General features: G+C 72.5%; 15 protein-coding genes. 8 read left to right on the top strand and 7 right to left on the bottom strand.

Features of this window, described 5'->3' with window-relative positions; genetic code table 11:
• Both AOK09_RS15245 and AOK09_RS15250 read left to right on the top strand, forming a co-directional pair.
• The coding region (locus AOK09_RS15245; protein ID WP_175609304.1) for a cellulose binding domain-containing protein at positions 1-838 on the top strand (838 nt) is incomplete at its 5' end.
• A 224-nt stretch (positions 839-1,062) separates the two neighbouring features.
• The gene (locus AOK09_RS15250; RefSeq protein WP_157875906.1) at positions 1,063-1,569 is read left to right on the top strand and encodes a GNAT family N-acetyltransferase; all 507 of its coding nucleotides are present in this window, start codon (positions 1,063-1,065) and stop codon (positions 1,567-1,569) included.
• Positions 1,570-1,732: 163 nt separating this feature from the next.
• On the opposite strand, the gene AOK09_RS15255 is transcribed toward AOK09_RS15250, so the two are convergent.
• Together AOK09_RS15255 and AOK09_RS15260 are read right to left on the bottom strand one after the other, a co-directional pair.
• Entirely contained in the window at positions 1,733-2,146 is a 414-nt protein-coding gene (locus tag AOK09_RS15255) for a hypothetical protein (RefSeq protein WP_055587733.1), read from the bottom strand.
• Positions 2,143-4,134, bottom strand: a complete 1,992-nt coding sequence (locus AOK09_RS15260; RefSeq protein ID WP_055587734.1) for a heavy metal translocating P-type ATPase — start codon at positions 4,132-4,134, stop codon at positions 2,143-2,145. The genes AOK09_RS15255 and AOK09_RS15260 overlap by 4 nt, the downstream gene beginning before the upstream one ends.
• Positions 4,135-4,238: 104 nt before the next feature.
• Between AOK09_RS15260 and AOK09_RS15265 the strand changes: the two genes are divergently transcribed.
• Together AOK09_RS15265 and AOK09_RS15270 are read left to right on the top strand one after the other, a co-directional pair.
• On the top strand, positions 4,239-4,652 hold the full coding sequence (locus tag AOK09_RS15265) for an ArsR/SmtB family transcription factor (protein ID WP_055587735.1): 414 nt from the start codon (positions 4,239-4,241) through the stop codon (positions 4,650-4,652).
• Between the two features lie 490 nt (positions 4,653-5,142).
• Entirely contained in the window at positions 5,143-7,011 is a 1,869-nt protein-coding gene (locus tag AOK09_RS15270) for a protein kinase domain-containing protein (protein WP_055587736.1), read from the top strand.
• A gap of 138 nt (positions 7,012-7,149) precedes the next feature.
• On the opposite strand, the gene AOK09_RS15275 is transcribed toward AOK09_RS15270, so the two are convergent.
• The gene (locus AOK09_RS15275) at positions 7,150-7,791 is read right to left on the bottom strand and encodes an NAD(P)-dependent oxidoreductase (RefSeq protein WP_055587737.1); all 642 of its coding nucleotides are present in this window, start codon (positions 7,789-7,791) and stop codon (positions 7,150-7,152) included.
• Between the two features lie 180 nt (positions 7,792-7,971).
• Between AOK09_RS15275 and AOK09_RS15280 the strand changes: the two genes are divergently transcribed.
• Complete coding sequence (locus tag AOK09_RS15280; protein WP_055587738.1) at positions 7,972-8,409, top strand: Rrf2 family transcriptional regulator; 438 nt, start codon at positions 7,972-7,974, stop codon at positions 8,407-8,409.
• A gap of 423 nt (positions 8,410-8,832) precedes the next feature.
• Here AOK09_RS15280 and AOK09_RS15285 read toward each other — a convergent pair whose 3' ends face one another.
• The 3 genes from AOK09_RS15285 to AOK09_RS15295 form a co-directional block, all read right to left on the bottom strand.
• Positions 8,833-9,663: a glycoside hydrolase domain-containing protein gene (locus tag AOK09_RS15285; protein ID WP_055587739.1), complete on the bottom strand. Its 831-nt coding sequence runs from the start codon at positions 9,661-9,663 to the stop codon at positions 8,833-8,835.
• 613 nt (positions 9,664-10,276) lie between these two features.
• Entirely contained in the window at positions 10,277-11,023 is a 747-nt protein-coding gene (locus AOK09_RS15290) for an SDR family oxidoreductase (RefSeq protein ID WP_055587740.1), read from the bottom strand.
• A gap of 85 nt (positions 11,024-11,108) precedes the next feature.
• Positions 11,109-11,879, bottom strand: coding sequence for an SDR family oxidoreductase (locus tag AOK09_RS15295; protein ID WP_055587741.1), 771 nt, complete (start codon positions 11,877-11,879; stop codon positions 11,109-11,111).
• A gap of 295 nt (positions 11,880-12,174) precedes the next feature.
• Here AOK09_RS15295 and AOK09_RS15300 point away from each other — a divergent pair, with 295 nt between their 5' ends.
• From AOK09_RS15300 to AOK09_RS15310, 3 genes are all read left to right on the top strand, one after another.
• The gene (locus AOK09_RS15300) at positions 12,175-13,095 is read left to right on the top strand and encodes a LysR family transcriptional regulator (RefSeq protein WP_055587742.1); all 921 of its coding nucleotides are present in this window, start codon (positions 12,175-12,177) and stop codon (positions 13,093-13,095) included.
• 261 nt (positions 13,096-13,356) lie between these two features.
• Positions 13,357-13,635, top strand: a complete 279-nt coding sequence (locus AOK09_RS15305) for a hypothetical protein (protein WP_055587743.1) — start codon at positions 13,357-13,359, stop codon at positions 13,633-13,635.
• A 114-nt stretch (positions 13,636-13,749) separates the two neighbouring features.
• On the top strand, positions 13,750-13,980 hold the full coding sequence (locus AOK09_RS15310; RefSeq protein ID WP_055587744.1) for a hypothetical protein: 231 nt from the start codon (positions 13,750-13,752) through the stop codon (positions 13,978-13,980).
• 328 nt (positions 13,981-14,308) lie between these two features.
• Here the strand turns inward: AOK09_RS15310 and AOK09_RS15315 are convergent, their stop codons facing one another.
• Positions 14,309-15,712, bottom strand: a complete 1,404-nt coding sequence (locus tag AOK09_RS15315) for a GH1 family beta-glucosidase (protein ID WP_055587745.1) — start codon at positions 15,710-15,712, stop codon at positions 14,309-14,311.
• Between the last annotated feature and the right edge of the window lie 285 nt (positions 15,713-15,997).

Raw genomic sequence — 15,997 nt, forward strand, 5'->3', positions numbered from 1 at the left:
CACGTACTACAACGGGGCACGACCCAACGTCTCCGGCTACAACCCGATGAAGAAGCAGGGCGCCATCATCCTCGGCATCGGCGGCGACAACAGCCACGGCGCCACCGGCACCTTCTACGAAGGCGTCATGACCTCCGGCTATCCGTCGGACGCCACCGAGAACGCCGTCCAGGCCAACATCACCGCCGCCGGGTACGGGTCGACGACCGTCCCGTCGAACACTGTCACGGTGACCAACCCCGGCGCCCAGAGCGGCACCGTGGGAACGGCCGTCGGCGGACTGCAGATCCAGGCCTCCGACTCGGCCGCCGGCCAGACACTGACCTACGCGGCCAACGGCCTGCCCCCGGGGCTCACGATCAGCTCCGCCGGCCGTATCACCGGCACCCCGACCACCGCGGGGACCTATCCCGTCACCGTCACCGCCACCGACTCCTCGGGAGCCTCCGGCACGACCTCCTTCACCTGGACCGTCACCGGCGGCACGACCGGCGGGTCCACCGGCGGGTCCACCGGCGGCACCTGCCATGTCACCTACACCAAGACCAGTGAATGGTCCGGTGGCTTCACAGCCGACGTCACCGTCGGCAACACCGGAACCAGCGCCGTCAACGGCTGGTCCGTCAAGTTCTCGTTCCCCGGCGACCAGACGGTCACCAACGCCTGGAACGCCGCCGTCACGCAGTCGGGCAGGGCCGTGACGGCCACCAACGCCGACTACAACGCGACCATCGCCCCCGGCGGCACCACGTCGTTCGGATTCCAGGGCACCTACACCTCCAACGACAGCGTGCCCACCGCATTCACCCTGAACGGCACCGACTGCACGACCGGCTGAGCCCGGCGGCTGGTGGTGCCCGGCAGGCCGGAGGCCGCCGGGCACCACCAGCCCGAACGACGGCCGCCCGCTCCGAGCACCGCGCCACAGACCCCGGGCCCGGCAAGACAGACCGGAAATCCAGGCCGGAGATCCGGGCGTCCACTCCCTTGCGTACCGTCTCCGACATGACGATCAACGTACGCAGGTCCCGTCCGGAAGATCACGCAGCGATCCTGTCACTGATGGACAAGGCTCGCGGAACGGGGCTGAGCGACGAGGAGCGGGCGCGTCGAGGCTTTGTGCAGGGCAACCTGACGAACGAACTCCTCGACCGCTTCCAGGACGGCCCGGGCATCTTCGTCGCCGATGCCGCAGGCGAACTCGCCGGGTTCGCGATCACGAGCGAGCCGGACTGGCTCCCGCGGACACATCCGGCCGCAGCGGCGGTCTCGGCAGTCGTCAGCGCGGCGGACGGGGCCGACCTCGGCAGGCTCTTCCTCTACGGCCCCGTCGCGGTCGACGAACGATTCCAGGGGCGTGGGGTGCTGACGCGGCTGCTCAGAGCCCTCTGCCGCGCCCTGCGGGACGACTTCGACCTCGCCGTGGCGTTCGTCGAGACGGCCAACGAGCGCTCCCTGGCCGTGCACCGGCACTATGGGATGGCTGAGGCCGCCCACTTCGAGGTCGGCGGACGCACATATGTGGCCTTCACGTTCTCGCCGGCCGCATTCGCGGACAAGCAGTCCTGACGCGTGGCGCCTGGCGCATCAGGCAGCCGGCTCCGACCGGCGTGCGCTCGCATCGGCCCGGCGAAGCATGTCACCACTGCTGAGCGGTCCGGCATGACGAGATGACCCTGGCCTCACCACAACGGCGCCTACCAGCGGGGCGAGCCCCCGGCGCTGGTTCGCTTCAGTTGTCGATCTGCCGGCGGATGCGGCGGGAGGGGCTGAACGCGTAGAGGTCGAGGATGTCCGGCGGGTCGGCGAGGCCGGGGCCGCCGGCCCTGACCCAGGCGGTGATGTCGGCGACGGCGTCGGGGTCGTTGACCAGGCCGAGCCAGAGCGGGCGTCCACCGGCCTTGCGGCCCCCGGCGGAGGGCTGGACGACGATCACATTGGCCTGCTCGCAGGCGTCCAGGCAGTCGGTGGGCCGCACGTTCGCCACACCCGCCAGCGATGCGCGCAGACCGCCGAGCTGGGCGCGGTGGTCCAGGCCCGGGACCTTGGAGGTGCCGCAGCAGCAGCCCCGGCAGACGGTGACGGTGCAGCGGGCCGCCGCCCCCTCGGCGGGGGCGGCGGACTGCTTGCGGGTGCGCTTGCTCACTTCCGGCCTTCCGCACGGGCCCTGGTCCAGGCGGACTCGCGCAGCAGACGCAACCCGTTGAGGCCGACGATGACGGTGGAGCCCTCGTGGCCGAGGACGCCCAGCGGCAGGGGCAGGGTGGCGACCAGGTCCCAGACCACCAGCACCGTGATGAAGACCGAGGCGAGCACCAGGTTCTGCACCACGAAGGAGCGGGCCCGGCGGGAGAGCGCGACGACGGCCGGGACGGTGGCGAGTTCGTCGCGCACGACGACGGCGTCGGCGGTCTCCAGCGCGAGGTCGGAGCCGGCGCGGCCCATGGCGATGCCGGTGTGGGCGGCGGCCAGGGCGGGGGCGTCGTTGACGCCGTCGCCGACGACCATCACCTTGCGGCCTGCCGACTCCTGCTCCCTGACGGCGGTCACCTTGTCCTGGGGCAGCAGACCGGCGCGGACGTCGGTGATGCCGACCTCGGCGGCCAGCCGGGCGGCGGCGCGCGGGTTGTCGCCGGTGACCAGCATCGGCCGGGTGCCGGTCAGCGCGCTCAGCGCGGTGACGGTGGCGGCTGCGTCGGGGCGCAGGCGGTCGGCGATGCCGAGCACGCCGACCGGCACGCCGTCGGCCTCGACCAGGACCGCGGTGCGGCCACCGTCCTCCAGCTCGCCGGTGACCACGGCGGCGCGGGCGGAGACGGCGCCCTGGGCGTCGTTCAGCAGCCGGGCCGGGGCGCCGACCGCGACGGCTCGGCCGGCCACGGTGGCGCTGACGCCGACGCCGGGAGCGGAGGTGAAGTCCACGGCGGCGGCCACGGTCAGGCCGCGGGTGCGGGCGGCGTCCACGATCGCCCGGGCGAGCGGGTGCTCGCTGGGGTGCTCGGCCGCCGCGGCCAGGGCCAGCAGTTCGTCCTCGTCCAGGCCGGAGCCGGCCAGGGGGCGGATGTCGGTGACCCGGGGGGTGCCCTCGGTGAGGGTGCCGGTCTTGTCGAGCGCGACGGCGTCGACCTGGCCGAGCCGCTCCATCACGACGGCGGACTTCACCAGCACGCCGTGCCGGCCGGAGTTGGCGATCGCGGACAGCAGCGGCGGCATGGTGGCCAGCACCACGGCGCACGGGGAGGCGACGATCATGAAGGTCATCGCCCTCAGCAGTGAGCCGGTGAACGCCGCGCCGAAGGCCAGCGGGACCGCGAAGACCGCGAGGGTGGCGACGACCATGCCGATCGAGTAGCGCTGCTCGACCTTCTCGATGAACAACTGCGTCGGGGCCTTGGTCTCGGACGCCTCCTCGACCATCTTCACGATCCGGGCGATCACGGAGTCGGAGACGTCCCGCTCGACCTTCACCCGCAGAACGCCGGTGCCGTTCAAGGTGCCGGCGAAGACTTCGTCCCCGGTCTCCTTGGCGACGGGCAGGGGCTCGCCGGTGATGGTGGCCTGGTCGACCTCGCTCCCGCCGTCCAGTACCCGGCCGTCGGCGCCGATCCGCTCACCGGGACGTACCAGGATCGTGTCCCCCACAGCCAGCTGCTCGGTCGGCACGCTCTCCTCGGTGCCGTCGTCCAGCAGGCGGGTCGCCGTGGTGGGGGCGAGATCGAGCAGGCCGCGCACCGAGTCCGCGGTGCGCGCGGTGGCGATCGCCTCCAGCGCGCCGGACGTGGCGAAGATGACGATCAGCAGCGCGCCGTCCATCACCTGGCCCACGGCGGCGGCGCCGACGGCGGCGACGATCATCAGCAGGTCGACGTCGAGCGTCTTCTCCCTCAGTGCCTGAAGGCCGGCCCAGCCGGGCTCCCAGCCGCCGGTGGCGTAGGCGAGCGCGTACAGCGGACCCCACACCCACGCGGGGGCGCCGGTCAGCTGCAACGGCAGCGCGATCAGGAACAGCACCGTCGCAGCCGCAGCCCACCGAGCCTCGGGCAGCGCGAAGATCCGCGTGCGCCGCCGCGGGGCGACACCGGCGGATGCGGCGGCCACGTCGGGGGCGGGGCGCTCGGTCAGGGTGGAGGACATGGCGGGCAGAACCCTTCGCACAGGCCACGGGCAGGACTTACGACCCTGTCCACAATACAGGAACGCATGAACACTCCTTCATGAGTCGTCTGTAGTATTGACGCATGGGTCATGGAGCCACCCCCGCGAAGAACACCGTCCCGCGCACACGCCTGGACGCGGACAACGCCGCCCGGGTGGCGACCACCCTGCAGGCCCTGGCCACCCCGTCCCGGCTGCTGATCCTCGCCCGGCTGCGCGAAGGGCCCTGCGCGGCCACCGAGCTCGCCCACGCCGTGGGCATGGAGCAGTCGGCCTGCTCCCACCAGCTGCGGCTGCTTCGCAACCTCGGCCTGGTGGTCGGCACCCGGCAGGGGCGCTCGGTGGTCTACGCGCTCTACGACAACCATGTCGCCGAACTGCTCGACCAGGCCGTCTACCACACGGAGCACCTGCGGCTCGGACTCAGCGACGCCGCCGGCGCCGAGGGCGCGGACGCGGACCTCGGGGACGAAGCGGCGGACCGTTCGGAACGGTGACCGGCCGACCGAGGGGGATCCCGGGAGACCGGATCAGCTCGGATCGGACTCTGCGGCGCGCGGCGACGGCGTTCCGAAGGAACGGACCCCGCCCCCGGCCCGCGCCCGTCACAGAGACCGTGCAGCCTCACGCGGCTGGGTGAAGCGCGGACGCCCGCGCCTCGCACTCAGGGCACGGTCGCAGGTTCACGGGGCGGCGGGCCAAGGGCACAGGGCGCGCGCCCACGGCGTGGCGCCCGGGAGGTAGGGCAGGCGCCGGGCTGCTGCGACGGCTCGCCCGGTCGTGTGATGTTGACGGCACGTCAGGCTCCCGCGACGACGGCCGGTTGGGAGGCTCTGGCGTCAGGACGAGCAGGTGCTGTGGCCGGTCGGTGCACATCCGGTCGGCATTCCCGGCCGTGGCCAAAACCGGGCATGACAAGTTCTGTTCTACGGCGCGGTTGTAGCGTTGATCGGTCAGTGTGCCGCAGGTCAGGGGGAGCACGTCAGTATGAGCGGTACCAGGAGCGACGGGCGCACCGATCGCGGTGGACGCGTCGACGACAGCATCAAACCGCTCGCTGCTTTCGACCCCGACCGTATCGGGCCGTATCGGCTGCTCGGGCGGCTCGGCGCCGGCGGCATGGGACGGGTGTTCCTCGCGCGGTCGGAGAGCGGACGCACCGTCGCGGTCAAGGTCGTGCACGAGGAGCACGTCGCCGACGAGCGGTTCCGGGCACGGTTCCGGCGGGAGATCAATGCGGCGCGGAAGGTCAGTGAGCGGTACACGGCGCCCGTGCTCGACGCCGATCCGGACGCCGAGCCGCCCTGGGTCGCCACCGGGTACGTCCCCGGCCTCTCGCTCGACCAGGTGGTCCGGCAGCACGGACCGCTGGGCGTCGAGGCCGTGCACGCCCTGGCGGACGGGCTGCTGCGCGCTCTGAAGGACATCCACAACGCCGGGATCGTGCACCGCGACCTGAAGCCGTCGAACGTGATGCTGACCGTGGGCGGCACCCGCATCATCGACTTCGGTATCGCACGTGCCCTGGAGACCTCCGTCGAGTCGCTGCTCACCAGTACGGGGATGGTGATGGGGTCGCCGGGATTCATGTCGCCGGAACAGGTCAGGGGTGAGCGCGCCGGGGCCGCAAGCGATGTGTTCACGCTCGGCTGCGTGCTCATGTACGCGGCGACGGGCCGGCTGCCCTTCGCGCAGGGAGGGGGCAACCAGCACGCCGTCATGTTCCGCATCGCGCACGACAAGCCGGACCTGACCGGTGTCGAGGACGCGGCTCTCAAGGCGTTCATCGAGCGCTGTCTGACCAAGGACCCCGATCAGCGGCCCGACGTCGACACCCTGCTGGCCGACCCCGAGCGGGTACGGCCGACGGCCACCGACGGGTCCTGGCTGCCTGCCGGGGTCGTCGCGCACATCGCGCAGCGGTCGGCACGGCTGCTGGACGCCGACACCGGGCCGTTGCGCGAGGGTCCCACCAACCGGGCGACTGTCCCGCTGCCGCCGGAGCCCGGATCCGCCGAGGCCGCCCCCGACGGCGGCGCGCCGAAGGCCGAGGGCACGTCACGCGAGGAGCGCGAGCCCAGGCCTGGTCGGCGCCGCACGATCATCGCGCTGCCGATCATCCTCGTGCTCACCGTCGGCGGTGGCACCTTCGCCGTCCTCCAGCCGTGGGCCGGAGACGCCGGCGGGACCGGGGCGAGCGCCGTGCGCCCCGGCGGCGGCGCACGCGTCACCCCCGCCGGCAGCGGCTCGCAGGGCACGGCCGGCCCGGCGAGCAGCTCCCCCTCCGGCGGCGCCAGGAAGGGTGCCGAGCCGAGTACCTCCGGGGGCGCGGACCGGACTTCGAGGCCGGTCGGCGCTGACAGCCCGTCCGGTGGCGGCGACGGCAGCAGGTCCGCTGCCGCAAGGCCCGCGGGACCGCCGGCGTCCTCCGGCTCGTCGACGGCCGCGGGGTCCTCCGGCTCCTCCGGGAGGTCGAAGTCCCCGGGACCGTCGGGGTCCTCGGGTTCGGGCAGCGGAGGCTCTTCCGGTTCCGGCGGGTCGTCCACCGGCTCTCCGCCGCCTGACCTGGTGGCTTACAAGGTCCTGTACAACTCGTCCTGCTTCGGCGCGTGCTCCATGCCCCTCACGGTCAGCTGGTCGCCGGTCTCCCGGGCGACCCGCTATGACATCCACTACACCAACAAGGGCAGCCAGTACACCAAGAAGAACGTGAACACCGTCCTCTCCACCGGCAGCACCAGTTACACGATCCAAGGCCCCTTCTCCGGCGACGCGATCTGCGTCACGGTGCGGGCGGCCAACCGGTACGGCGCCTCCGCCTGGGCGCAGACCTGGTGCAGCACAGTGCCCTACTGACGGGCGAGGGAGCCTGCCCGCCGCCCGGTGTCCCGGGCGGCGGCTGGGTGGTCAACCACCGTGCGGCCCCCCGGCCGTCCGTGGTCGCACCGGGATCAGAACGCTGCCGAACGGCGAGACGGCCGGGGTCCGCCGGGCTCAGTAGGCGACGGTGAACCGGGCCTGGTGGTGGGCCGGCTTGTCGATCTCGTCGACGAAGGCGATGGCGTAGTCGGCGCCCGAGACGAAGGACCTGCCCTCGGCGTCGGAGACCAGCACGTCGCCGCCGAGGCGGAAGGTGCCGGTGCGCTCACCGGGGACCCAGGCGCCGAACTCGGCAGCCGGGCTGACGTAGAACCAGTCCACGCCGGCGGCGTCCCGCAGCGCGTCCAGGACCTGTGCGTGCGAGCTCGCCTCGGCCCTGTACGCCTCGGGGAAGTCGGGGGTGTCGATCAGCCGCGGGCCGCCCTCGGCCACCTGCAGGCTGCCCGCACCGCCCACCACGCCGATCCGGGCGCCGCCCTCGGCGGCCGCCTCCAGCAGCGAGGGGACGAGCGGCAGCAGGAACGGCTTGCCGTCCGCGCTGCCGTGGACCGCGACGACCAGCACATCGGACTTGGCCGCCAGGTCGCGCACCAGGGCCTCGTCGGCTATGGACCCGGCGACCGGGGTGACACCGGGGCGGGCCACGGCCGAGCCGGAACGGTTGACCGCGATGACCTCGTGCCCGCGGCGCAGGGCCTCGTCGGTGATGTGGCCACCTGCGTAGCCGGTGGCTCCGAAGACGGTGATGACGGCCATGTGCGATCTCCCTCGGTGGATGTCGTCCGTGCGTACGGGCAGGACGGGACTGGTCTGCGGTGAGCCCCGCAGTGCTCCTGTCCGGTGCGACAGGATTCGCAACTGCGGCGCTTACGAATAGCCGAGCAGAACTGTAACAGCGATGAGTACGATTTGCTGAGCACGCCGTACCATGAACCCATGGCCCAGCCCACGAACACCCAGTTCGCGGTCGGCGTCCACCTGCTCACCCTGCTGGCCGGCACTCCCGGCGAATGGCGGGACTCGCAGTCCCTGGCCGGCAGCCCCGCGACCAACGCCGCGCATGTGCGCCGCATCCTCGGCCGCCTGCGGGCGGCCGGGCTGGTCCGCTCCCAGCCCGGACCTCGCGGCGGCTGGATGCTCGAACGCGAGCCCGCGGAGATCGACCTGGCTCTGGTCTGGCTCGCCATCAACGCCGAGGACCCGGTGCTCGGCGTCCACGTCCCGCAGCCCGACTGCGACGTCGGCCGGCGCGTACAGCGCAACCTCCTCGCCCTGGACCGCCGGGCGCACAACGCCCTGCTGGCCGAACTCGCCCGCACCACCGTCGCCGACGTCCTGCGTGAGGACGGCTCGACCCCGGCGGGCGGCCGCTGAGCCCACCCGCGCCCGCTCCTGCCACCGCTGCGTCGATGCGCAGGCGGCCCGTGCGGAGCTTCGCCCTTGAGGCGGCAGTCGCGAGGGATCCCCGGGGTCCTTCTGCGCGCGCCGACGTACTTCACGTGGGAGTGCCCGCGCCCCTTCGTCCAGCCGCACAGGCCACCGCCGCCTGACCGTCGGTACGGGACGACCGGTACGGGCCCCGGGAGCCGCCGTCGGCAAGGGTGGTCGTCCTGCCGACCGCGTCGCGCAGTCGTCGCCATCGCCCGGCCGCGGCTCCGCGACAGCGCAGGCGGGCGGGCGCGGCACCCCCACCGGACCCGGGAACAGGCAGCCCGCTGCAGGGCCCGCCGTCCGCCCAGGGGACGGCAGAGCCCGCCCGGCGTGTCGGGCGGGCTCTGGGAGGGCGGGTCCGACGGGTCAGCCGACGATGGCGACCGGACCGTCCCAGGCGTCGCGGTCCACCGTGATGGTGTACCCCTGACGGGTCTCCTTGCTGTTGACCGTGTACTGGTGGCCCCGACTGTGGTCGGTGTACAGGCCGGCGGCCCACGGCCAGTCCGTGGTCGTGCTGGCCTTGCCGTCGTACAGGGCGTACCAGAGGTTGCCGGGCAGGTCCGTCCGGTTCGTCGCGGTCGCGATCGCCTTCGCACTGGACGACGCGAATCCGTAGTAACCGGCCCGGTACGTCTTGGCTCGGAGCGCCTTGGTGAAGGACCGCACATACGTCAGCACGGCATTGTTGCACGACGTGTTGGTGATGGCGTACGACTCCATGTCGAGGTAGACGGCGGAGCCGGCCTTCATACCGAGCGCCGAGGCCTTGGCGACCGCGTCATTGCCGTCGGTCGTACCGAGCGCGGCAGCCGTCGTCGCGGTGATCTTCTCGTTGCTGGAGCCGGTCTGGCACGGCGGCTGTGCGCCGACGTAGATCGGGATGAGCTTCCACCCCGACGCGTTGACCGACTTCACCCAGGACGCGGTGAGGTTGGCCTGCGCGCAGCCCCGGTTCCTGCCGCCGACGTAGACGGCGGCGCCACTGTAGTAGCCGTCCGCCTTCCACGCCTTCATCGCCGCGAGCGACGGCGCCGTGCAGGCGTCGAAGGCCCGTCCGGTGAACGTCCTCTGCGCGGGCCAGGTGGTCGCGGCCATCGACGTCTGCGCCATGACCACACTCCCTGCCACAGCCGCCGCGGCTGCCGTACCCCAGGCGACGTAGCGACCCTTTTTGGACAGTCTGTGCTTGGACAATCCCCACCCTCACTCACTCGATCAGCCGCTTTCCACGGCTGACGCTGCTCAGGCCCAGCCGAGCCGGAAGCAGATCGTACGGGTCACCGGGCACCTCGCCGACACCCGGGGTCGCCGCAGGAAGCGCTGCCGCCGAGTGCGTCGCCGCGATACCACCGCGGCCGCGCTCGGACGGGTCCGAGACGTGGAATCCGCACGGACCGGGAGGCCGCCGCCGGATCGCTCGCCGCGAACGGGACCCGCCACGGCGGGGCCTGAGTGAGCGTCCGCAGCGCGGGGCGTCCCCGCCTGCCTGACCGCGCTCGGGGCCACCCCGCGGCAGCGGTTGGCGCCGGGGGCGCCACCTGAGCGAGCGCAGGCCGACGAGGCCGCGCGGATCACAGTGCGGCGCTCCGGGGCGTGGGTCCCGGCCGCACGGCACCCTCGACGGCGCACCGGACTTCGCCGACCGCATCCGACGGCCGGGCACACAGACCGGCCCGACCTGAACCCGGCCCCGGCGCAGCGCCCGGCCCTCCCCCGCGCCGGCGGCCCCCGACGGCGGGCAACCGGCTTCCTCCGCAGCCGGTAGGGGTGACCGCCGCGACCTCCCGCACCGGCCGTCGGGCAGGGCTCAGAGCTGGGTGGCGCCCCCGTCCACGGCGAGTTCCGCGCCGGTGGTGTAGGTGGCGTCGAAGGCCAGGAACGCGGCAGCCCTGGCGATCTCGTCGGGGGTACCGAAGCGACGCATGGGGTTCTGTGCGGCCATCTGCGCCATGAACTCCTCGGCGGCCTCCGCGGTCATCCCGCCCCTCTCCAGGATTCCGGTGTCGATGGGTCCCGGGCTGAGCGCGTTGACACGGACTCCCTGCGGAAGCAGCTCACTGGCCAGACTCCGGGCCAGCGAACGCAGTGCCGCCTTGCTGGCCGCATAGGCGCTGGTCTCCGGTACGCCGATGACGTTGGCGATCGAGGTGACGAGGACGACGCCGGCGCCCGGGCTCAGCAGCGGGGCGAGCTTCTGCACGGTGAAGTAGGCGCCCTTGGTGTTGATCGCGAAGAGCTCGTCGTACACCTCCTCGGTCATCGACTCGAACGCCATCGTGCGGGCGATGCCCGCGTTCGCGAAGAGCGCCTGGAGGCTGCCGAGTTCGCGCCGGACGTGGTCGGCCAGGGCGTCCAGGTCCGCGAGCGAGCTGACGTCACCTCGGACCGCCGTCGCGTTCTCGCCGAGCCGTTCCAGGGCGGCGTCGAGCCTGGCCCGGGAACGACCGGTGATGACCACCCGTGCTCCGCCGTCGGCCAGGAGCTTGGCCATGGCGAAACCCATGCCCGTGGCGCCGCCCGTGATCACGACATTCTTGTCGCGGTACCTGTCCATGCCTTCTGTTCCTTTTTCTTCTCGTCATCGGTGACATCCGGTTGCCGCGTCGGCGTCGTCGTCAGGATTGTCGTCGGCGTCGTGGTCAGCCCCTGGGGAATTCGCCCCCGTCCACGACGAGCCCGCTCCCGGTCACCCAGCTCGCCCGCTCGGAGACCAGGAACAGCACCGCGTCGGCGATGTCGTCCGGCCGGCCGTCACGTCCGAGCGGCGGCCTGGTGTTGTCCACGCCCGGGCCCTCGCTGATCCGCGCCCACTGCTCCCGTGTCGCCTCGCCGCCCGGAGTGGCGGTCCGACCGGGCGAGACGCTGTTGACCCGGACTCCGTGACCGGCCAGTTCCAGGGCCAGGCCCCGGCTGTAGTTCTCCAGCGCCGCCTTCGCGGCGGTGTAGTGCAGGAACGGGGGCGCCACGGTCGGTGTCGCGGCCGACGAGATGTGCACGATCGCCCCTGAACGCCGATCGCGCATGCCCGGTGCCAGCAGCCCGTCCAGGCGTACGGCCGCCAGCAGGTTCAGGTTCAGGGCGTCCTGCCACTCCTCGTCGGGGATGGCCAGCGCACCCCCGTGCGGCTGTGCGCCACCCACGTTGTGGACCAGGACGTCCACTCCGCCGAGCCTCTCCTCCGCGGCGGCGGCGAGCGCCTGCGCTCCGCTCCGCGTCCGCACGTCGGCGGCCACGAAGGACGCTCCCTCGGGCACCGGGCTCGCCGCCGACCTGGCTGTCGTCAGTACCTCGGCGCCCGCCTCCAGGAGCCGGCGCACGACGGCCGCGCCGATTCCGCGCGAGCCGCCGGTGACCAGCGCCCGTTTCCCCGCCAGTTCACGCGGAGCCGGCCCGTTGTCGTTCACGGCCATGCCGTAATTCCCCTCGATCGCAATTCGCACATGTGGAGCAGAAATGACCGGCGTGCGCTGCACGCGACTTCCGGAACCTGAAGTCGCGTAATGCGCGGCGCCGACCTTTTGCACGCTACGCGACGAGAAATCACAGGGCAAAGACCAAATAGCAGCCGGGGCCATAGACCGCTCCTATGCCCTCGACACGGGCCCGGGAGTAAACGGCACGCGTCGCGTGTTGGCACCGGCGCCGCAACGACAGCGACTGAGGCGGGCCGCATCCCGGGGCCGCCGCCGGGAGGACGGAAAGGCCATGACCCTTCGCCAGTACGAGTACGCCCTGGCCGTGGCCGCGGAGGGATCCGTCACCGCGGCGGCGGAGCGGCTGCACGTCGCCCAGCCGTCGATGTCCCAGCAGATCCGCAGCCTCGAACGCGACCTCGGCGTCAGCCTGTTCGACCGCACACCGACCGGGCTGGTCCCCACCGCTGTCGGACGGGCCTTCCTGCGGGAGGCGCAGGTCGCGGTGGACGCGGCGCGGCGCGCCCGGGCGACGGCTCGGGCCGCCGCCGACGACCTGGACGGGGAACTGCTGGTCTCCGTGCAGATGGGGTTCGGCACACGGCAGCTGCCGCGCGCGCTGGCCGCGCTACGCCGCCGCTATCCCCGGCTGGAGGTCACCGTCCTCGAGGAGCCCAGCGCCACCGAGCTGGACCGGATGTGCCGCCGCGGAGTGCTCGACCTCGCCCTGATGGCAGCCTGCGACCAGCCGCCCGACATCGCCCACCACCTGGGGGACGAGGAGCTCGTGGTGGTACTGCACCCGGGGCACCCGCAGCTCGCCGCCGACAGGATCGGCCTGAGCGACCTGAGGGAGCAGTCCTGGGTGAGGTTCGACCAGGACAGCGCCCTCGACGCCGTGCTCCGGAAGGTACTGCGGGACAACGAGCTCACCCCGGACACGGCCGCCCGCGTGAGCCAGACGGCGACCGCCGTACGCCTGGCCGCCCACGGGCTGGGTGCGGCGTTCGTCCCCGCGTCCACCGTGCCGCACGAACAGCGGCACCTCACCCGGCCGGTGTCCCCGGCTGCCTTCCAGCCGGTCATCGCCGTTCTCCGGGAGGGCGCAGGCCCGGCCGAGACGGCTCTGCTCGACCTCCTGCGCCAGGAGACCTGGCCCCGGTCCGCCTCCCCTCTCGCCGCCTCGACGGCGGCCGGGAGGACGGCGGGCTGACCGGGTCGCCCGGCGTGGCTCACCGCTCGCCGGCGGGTCCGGCGACCGGGCAGGCGGCGCCTCGGGTGGGCGCGACGGGGTCGGGTGCGCGGTCGGGGTGCGATCTGCACTGACGGCTGCGGCAACCTGGTCGCTCCTGCTGTCCGCAGGTGCGGTACCACGGCTTCCTTGCGGAGTACCAAGGACGGGCACGCGCGTTTGATGCCGCCATCCCAGGAGCAACACCAGACCATAGTGCTGGCGCTTGCGGGAGGGAGCCGAATGGCAGAGACGCCGGTCAAGAAGGTCCTCACCATCACGCTGGAGATCGAGGTGGGTGAGGTCAGGACGCGCGGGAAGAAGGTTGGGGCGGCGTACGAGGAGATCGTGAGGGGCGCCTTGGAAGCGGCCCGCAGGGCCCTGCCGCCGGGGAGCATCAACCGAGCCACCTCACGGGCGAAGTGGGAGTTCCGCCACTGGAACCCAGACGAGCGGGTCTTCCCGAAGGGCCAGTACAAATCCGTCAAGGACACTGATCCTGTCCCCCTCGGCGACGAGTGACCGAGAGGCCCCGGAGGCGAGGGTGGGTCATCGCCACCGGGGCCTCGTCCATGGGGCAGATCGCTCGAAGCCGACTACGCGAAGGATCGAGGCTGGGAGCATGTCACGTCGACCATGACTCTCGGCGCGACCCGGGTGACGGTGGACGAGTTCCGCAAGCCCGGGAAGACCGTGGTGGCCACCTTCATGGACTTCGAAGCTGCCGAGGACTGGACGGAGTACTGGACCCTCGGCCACTTCGACTTCGGTGACGTCCGGGGCCGCATTGAGGCGGTGCAGTCGGCCGATCACGTGAAGACGCCAAGCTTGGAACGTGTCCTGGATGAGCGGGTCTGGTCAAAGTAGTTCCGCTGTGCCGGCTTCGCCGGTCGCTCCTTGCTGACGGACCGTCAACTACAGTCTGAAGGTCCTGGCGTCCCGCTAACCGGAGCTGTGCGGGCAGGGCGCGGCCCTTGGTGATCGCGGTGTCCAAGCCGTCGATCACCAAGGGCCGTGCCGCCTGCGTCTCCCCCCGGCGCCGGTTCCCTCACGCCGCCTCGGCCAGGCGGCCCTTCCCGGCCCGGCCGCCGATCCGGGCCGCTGTGCCCCATCTGCCGACTCGCGCAGGCGACTGGGCCGGGGTCGGCGGCTCAGGGGTCGGCGGTCGAGCCGCCGGGCCAGGCCAGGCCACCGGCTAGGACCGGCGGGAGCGGTGCTCGGCGAGGAAGCGCTGGTACCAGCGGTAGCTGTCCTTCGGGGTGCGGGCGAGCGTGTCGTAGTCGACGCGCACGATCCCGAACCGCCTGTCGTAGCCGAAGGCCCACTCGAAGTTGTCGAGCAGCGACCAGACGTAGTAGCCGCGCACGTCGACGCCCTCGGCCACGGCCTGGCTGAGCGCCTGGAGGTGCCCTCGCAGGTACTCGACCCGGTCGGCGTCGTGGACCACGCCGTCCTCGTCCGGGACGTCCGCCTCGGCGGAGCCGTTCTCGGTGATCACCAGCGGCGGCAGGGCCGGATAGCGCGCGGCGAGGTCCACCAGCAGGTCCCGGAAGGACGACGGGACGACCGGCCAGCCCATGGTGGTACGGCGCGGACCCTCCTGCCAGGTCTCCTCGGCACGGATGTCGGCCGCGGTCCGCACGGCCGGGTCCTCGTCCCGGTAGGGGGTGGCGCGGATGGTGATCGGCCGGTAGAAGTTGACGCCGCAGAAGTCGATCGGCTGCCCGATGATCTCCAGGTCGCCCTCGCGCCGGAAGCCGAAGTCGGTGATCTCGCCCCAGGTCTCCTGCTCGTGCAGCGGGTAGCGGCCGGCGAACAGCGGGTCGAACCAGCAGTCGTTGTGCATGGTCTCGGCGCGGACCAGCGCGGCCAGGTCCTCCGGCGAGTCGGTGGCCGCCACCAGCCGGTCCGGGTTGAGGGCGACGCCCACCTCACGGGCACCCGCGGCGCGCAGCGCCTGGACGGTCAGGCCGTGGCCCACCAGCAGGTGGTGCACGGCGGCAAGAGCCCCCTCGCCCTCGCGGGCGCCCGGTGCGTGGCGGCCCACGGCGTAGCCGACGAAGGCGGCGCAGAACGGCTCGTTGAGGGTCATCCACCGGCCCACCCGGTCACCGATGCGCTCGGCGACGACGGCCGCGTAGTCGGCGAACGCCTCCGCGGTCTCCCGCACCCGCCAGCCTCCGCGGTCCTCCAGCGGCTGCGGCAGGTCCCAGTGGTAGAGCGTGGGCGCGGGCTCCACACCGGCCGCGAGCAGCTCGTCGACGAGCCGGTCGTAGAAGTCCAGGCCCTTGGTGTTCACCGCGCCGGTGCCCTCGGGCACGATGCGGGGCCAGGCCACGGAGAAGCGGTAGGAGTCCGCACCCAGGTCGCGGAGCAGCGCCACGTCCTCCGGGTAGCGGTGGTAGTGGTCGCAGGCCACGTCGCCGGTGGCCCCGTCGGCGACCTTGCCGGGCGTACGGCAGTAGGTGTCCCAGATCGAGACGCCGCGGCCGTCCTCGTCCCAGGCGCCCTCGATCTGGTACGAGGCCGTCGCGGCCCCGAAGAAGAATCCGGGTGGGAACTGGGGGAAGTCCTCGGCGCTCGCGGACCTGGTGCTCAACGGACGGACTCCTTCGGCGTCGACAGGCGTGGACAGGCGACCCCTCCCCCGGTGGGGCGACCACACAGGAGGATCATATGCAGGCTCTCCGCGGGCCCCTGACCTGCTCCCGCGACCTCACCGCCAACGACGTGCCGGGCCGCGGCCCGGCCGGTGCGTGCGGCCCGGCCGCGTCGCCGCGCGGTGGACGGCGGTCGGCCCCGGTCACTCGGTGGCCGGTGAGGGGGACCGCTGCGCGAGCGCGACGGTCCCGGCCCGGCGCCCCGCACGGGAGGGCGCCGTCGA

The organism is Peterkaempfera griseoplana (assembly GCF_001418575.1).
GTDB lineage: Bacteria > Actinomycetota > Actinomycetes > Streptomycetales > Streptomycetaceae > Peterkaempfera > Peterkaempfera griseoplana.

Coding starts and splice junctions, on each gene's coding strand:
- AOK09_RS15270 (WP_055587736.1), top strand. CDS start 5,143: ATGAGCGGTACCAGGAGCGACGGGCGCACCGATCGCGGTGGACGCGTC.
- AOK09_RS15300 (WP_055587742.1), top strand. CDS start 12,175: ATGACCCTTCGCCAGTACGAGTACGCCCTGGCCGTGGCCGCGGAGGGA.
- AOK09_RS15265 (WP_055587735.1), top strand. CDS start 4,239: ATGGGTCATGGAGCCACCCCCGCGAAGAACACCGTCCCGCGCACACGC.
- AOK09_RS15310 (WP_055587744.1), top strand. CDS start 13,750: ATGACTCTCGGCGCGACCCGGGTGACGGTGGACGAGTTCCGCAAGCCC.
- AOK09_RS15250 (WP_157875906.1), top strand. CDS start 1,063: ATGGACAAGGCTCGCGGAACGGGGCTGAGCGACGAGGAGCGGGCGCGT.
- AOK09_RS15305 (WP_055587743.1), top strand. CDS start 13,357: ATGGCAGAGACGCCGGTCAAGAAGGTCCTCACCATCACGCTGGAGATC.
- AOK09_RS15275 (WP_055587737.1), bottom strand. CDS start 7,791: ATGGCCGTCATCACCGTCTTCGGAGCCACCGGCTACGCAGGTGGCCAC.
- AOK09_RS15260 (WP_055587734.1), bottom strand. CDS start 4,134: ATGTCCTCCACCCTGACCGAGCGCCCCGCCCCCGACGTGGCCGCCGCA.
- AOK09_RS15290 (WP_055587740.1), bottom strand. CDS start 11,023: ATGGACAGGTACCGCGACAAGAATGTCGTGATCACGGGCGGCGCCACG.
- AOK09_RS15295 (WP_055587741.1), bottom strand. CDS start 11,879: ATGGCCGTGAACGACAACGGGCCGGCTCCGCGTGAACTGGCGGGGAAA.
- AOK09_RS15280 (WP_055587738.1), top strand. CDS start 7,972: ATGGCCCAGCCCACGAACACCCAGTTCGCGGTCGGCGTCCACCTGCTC.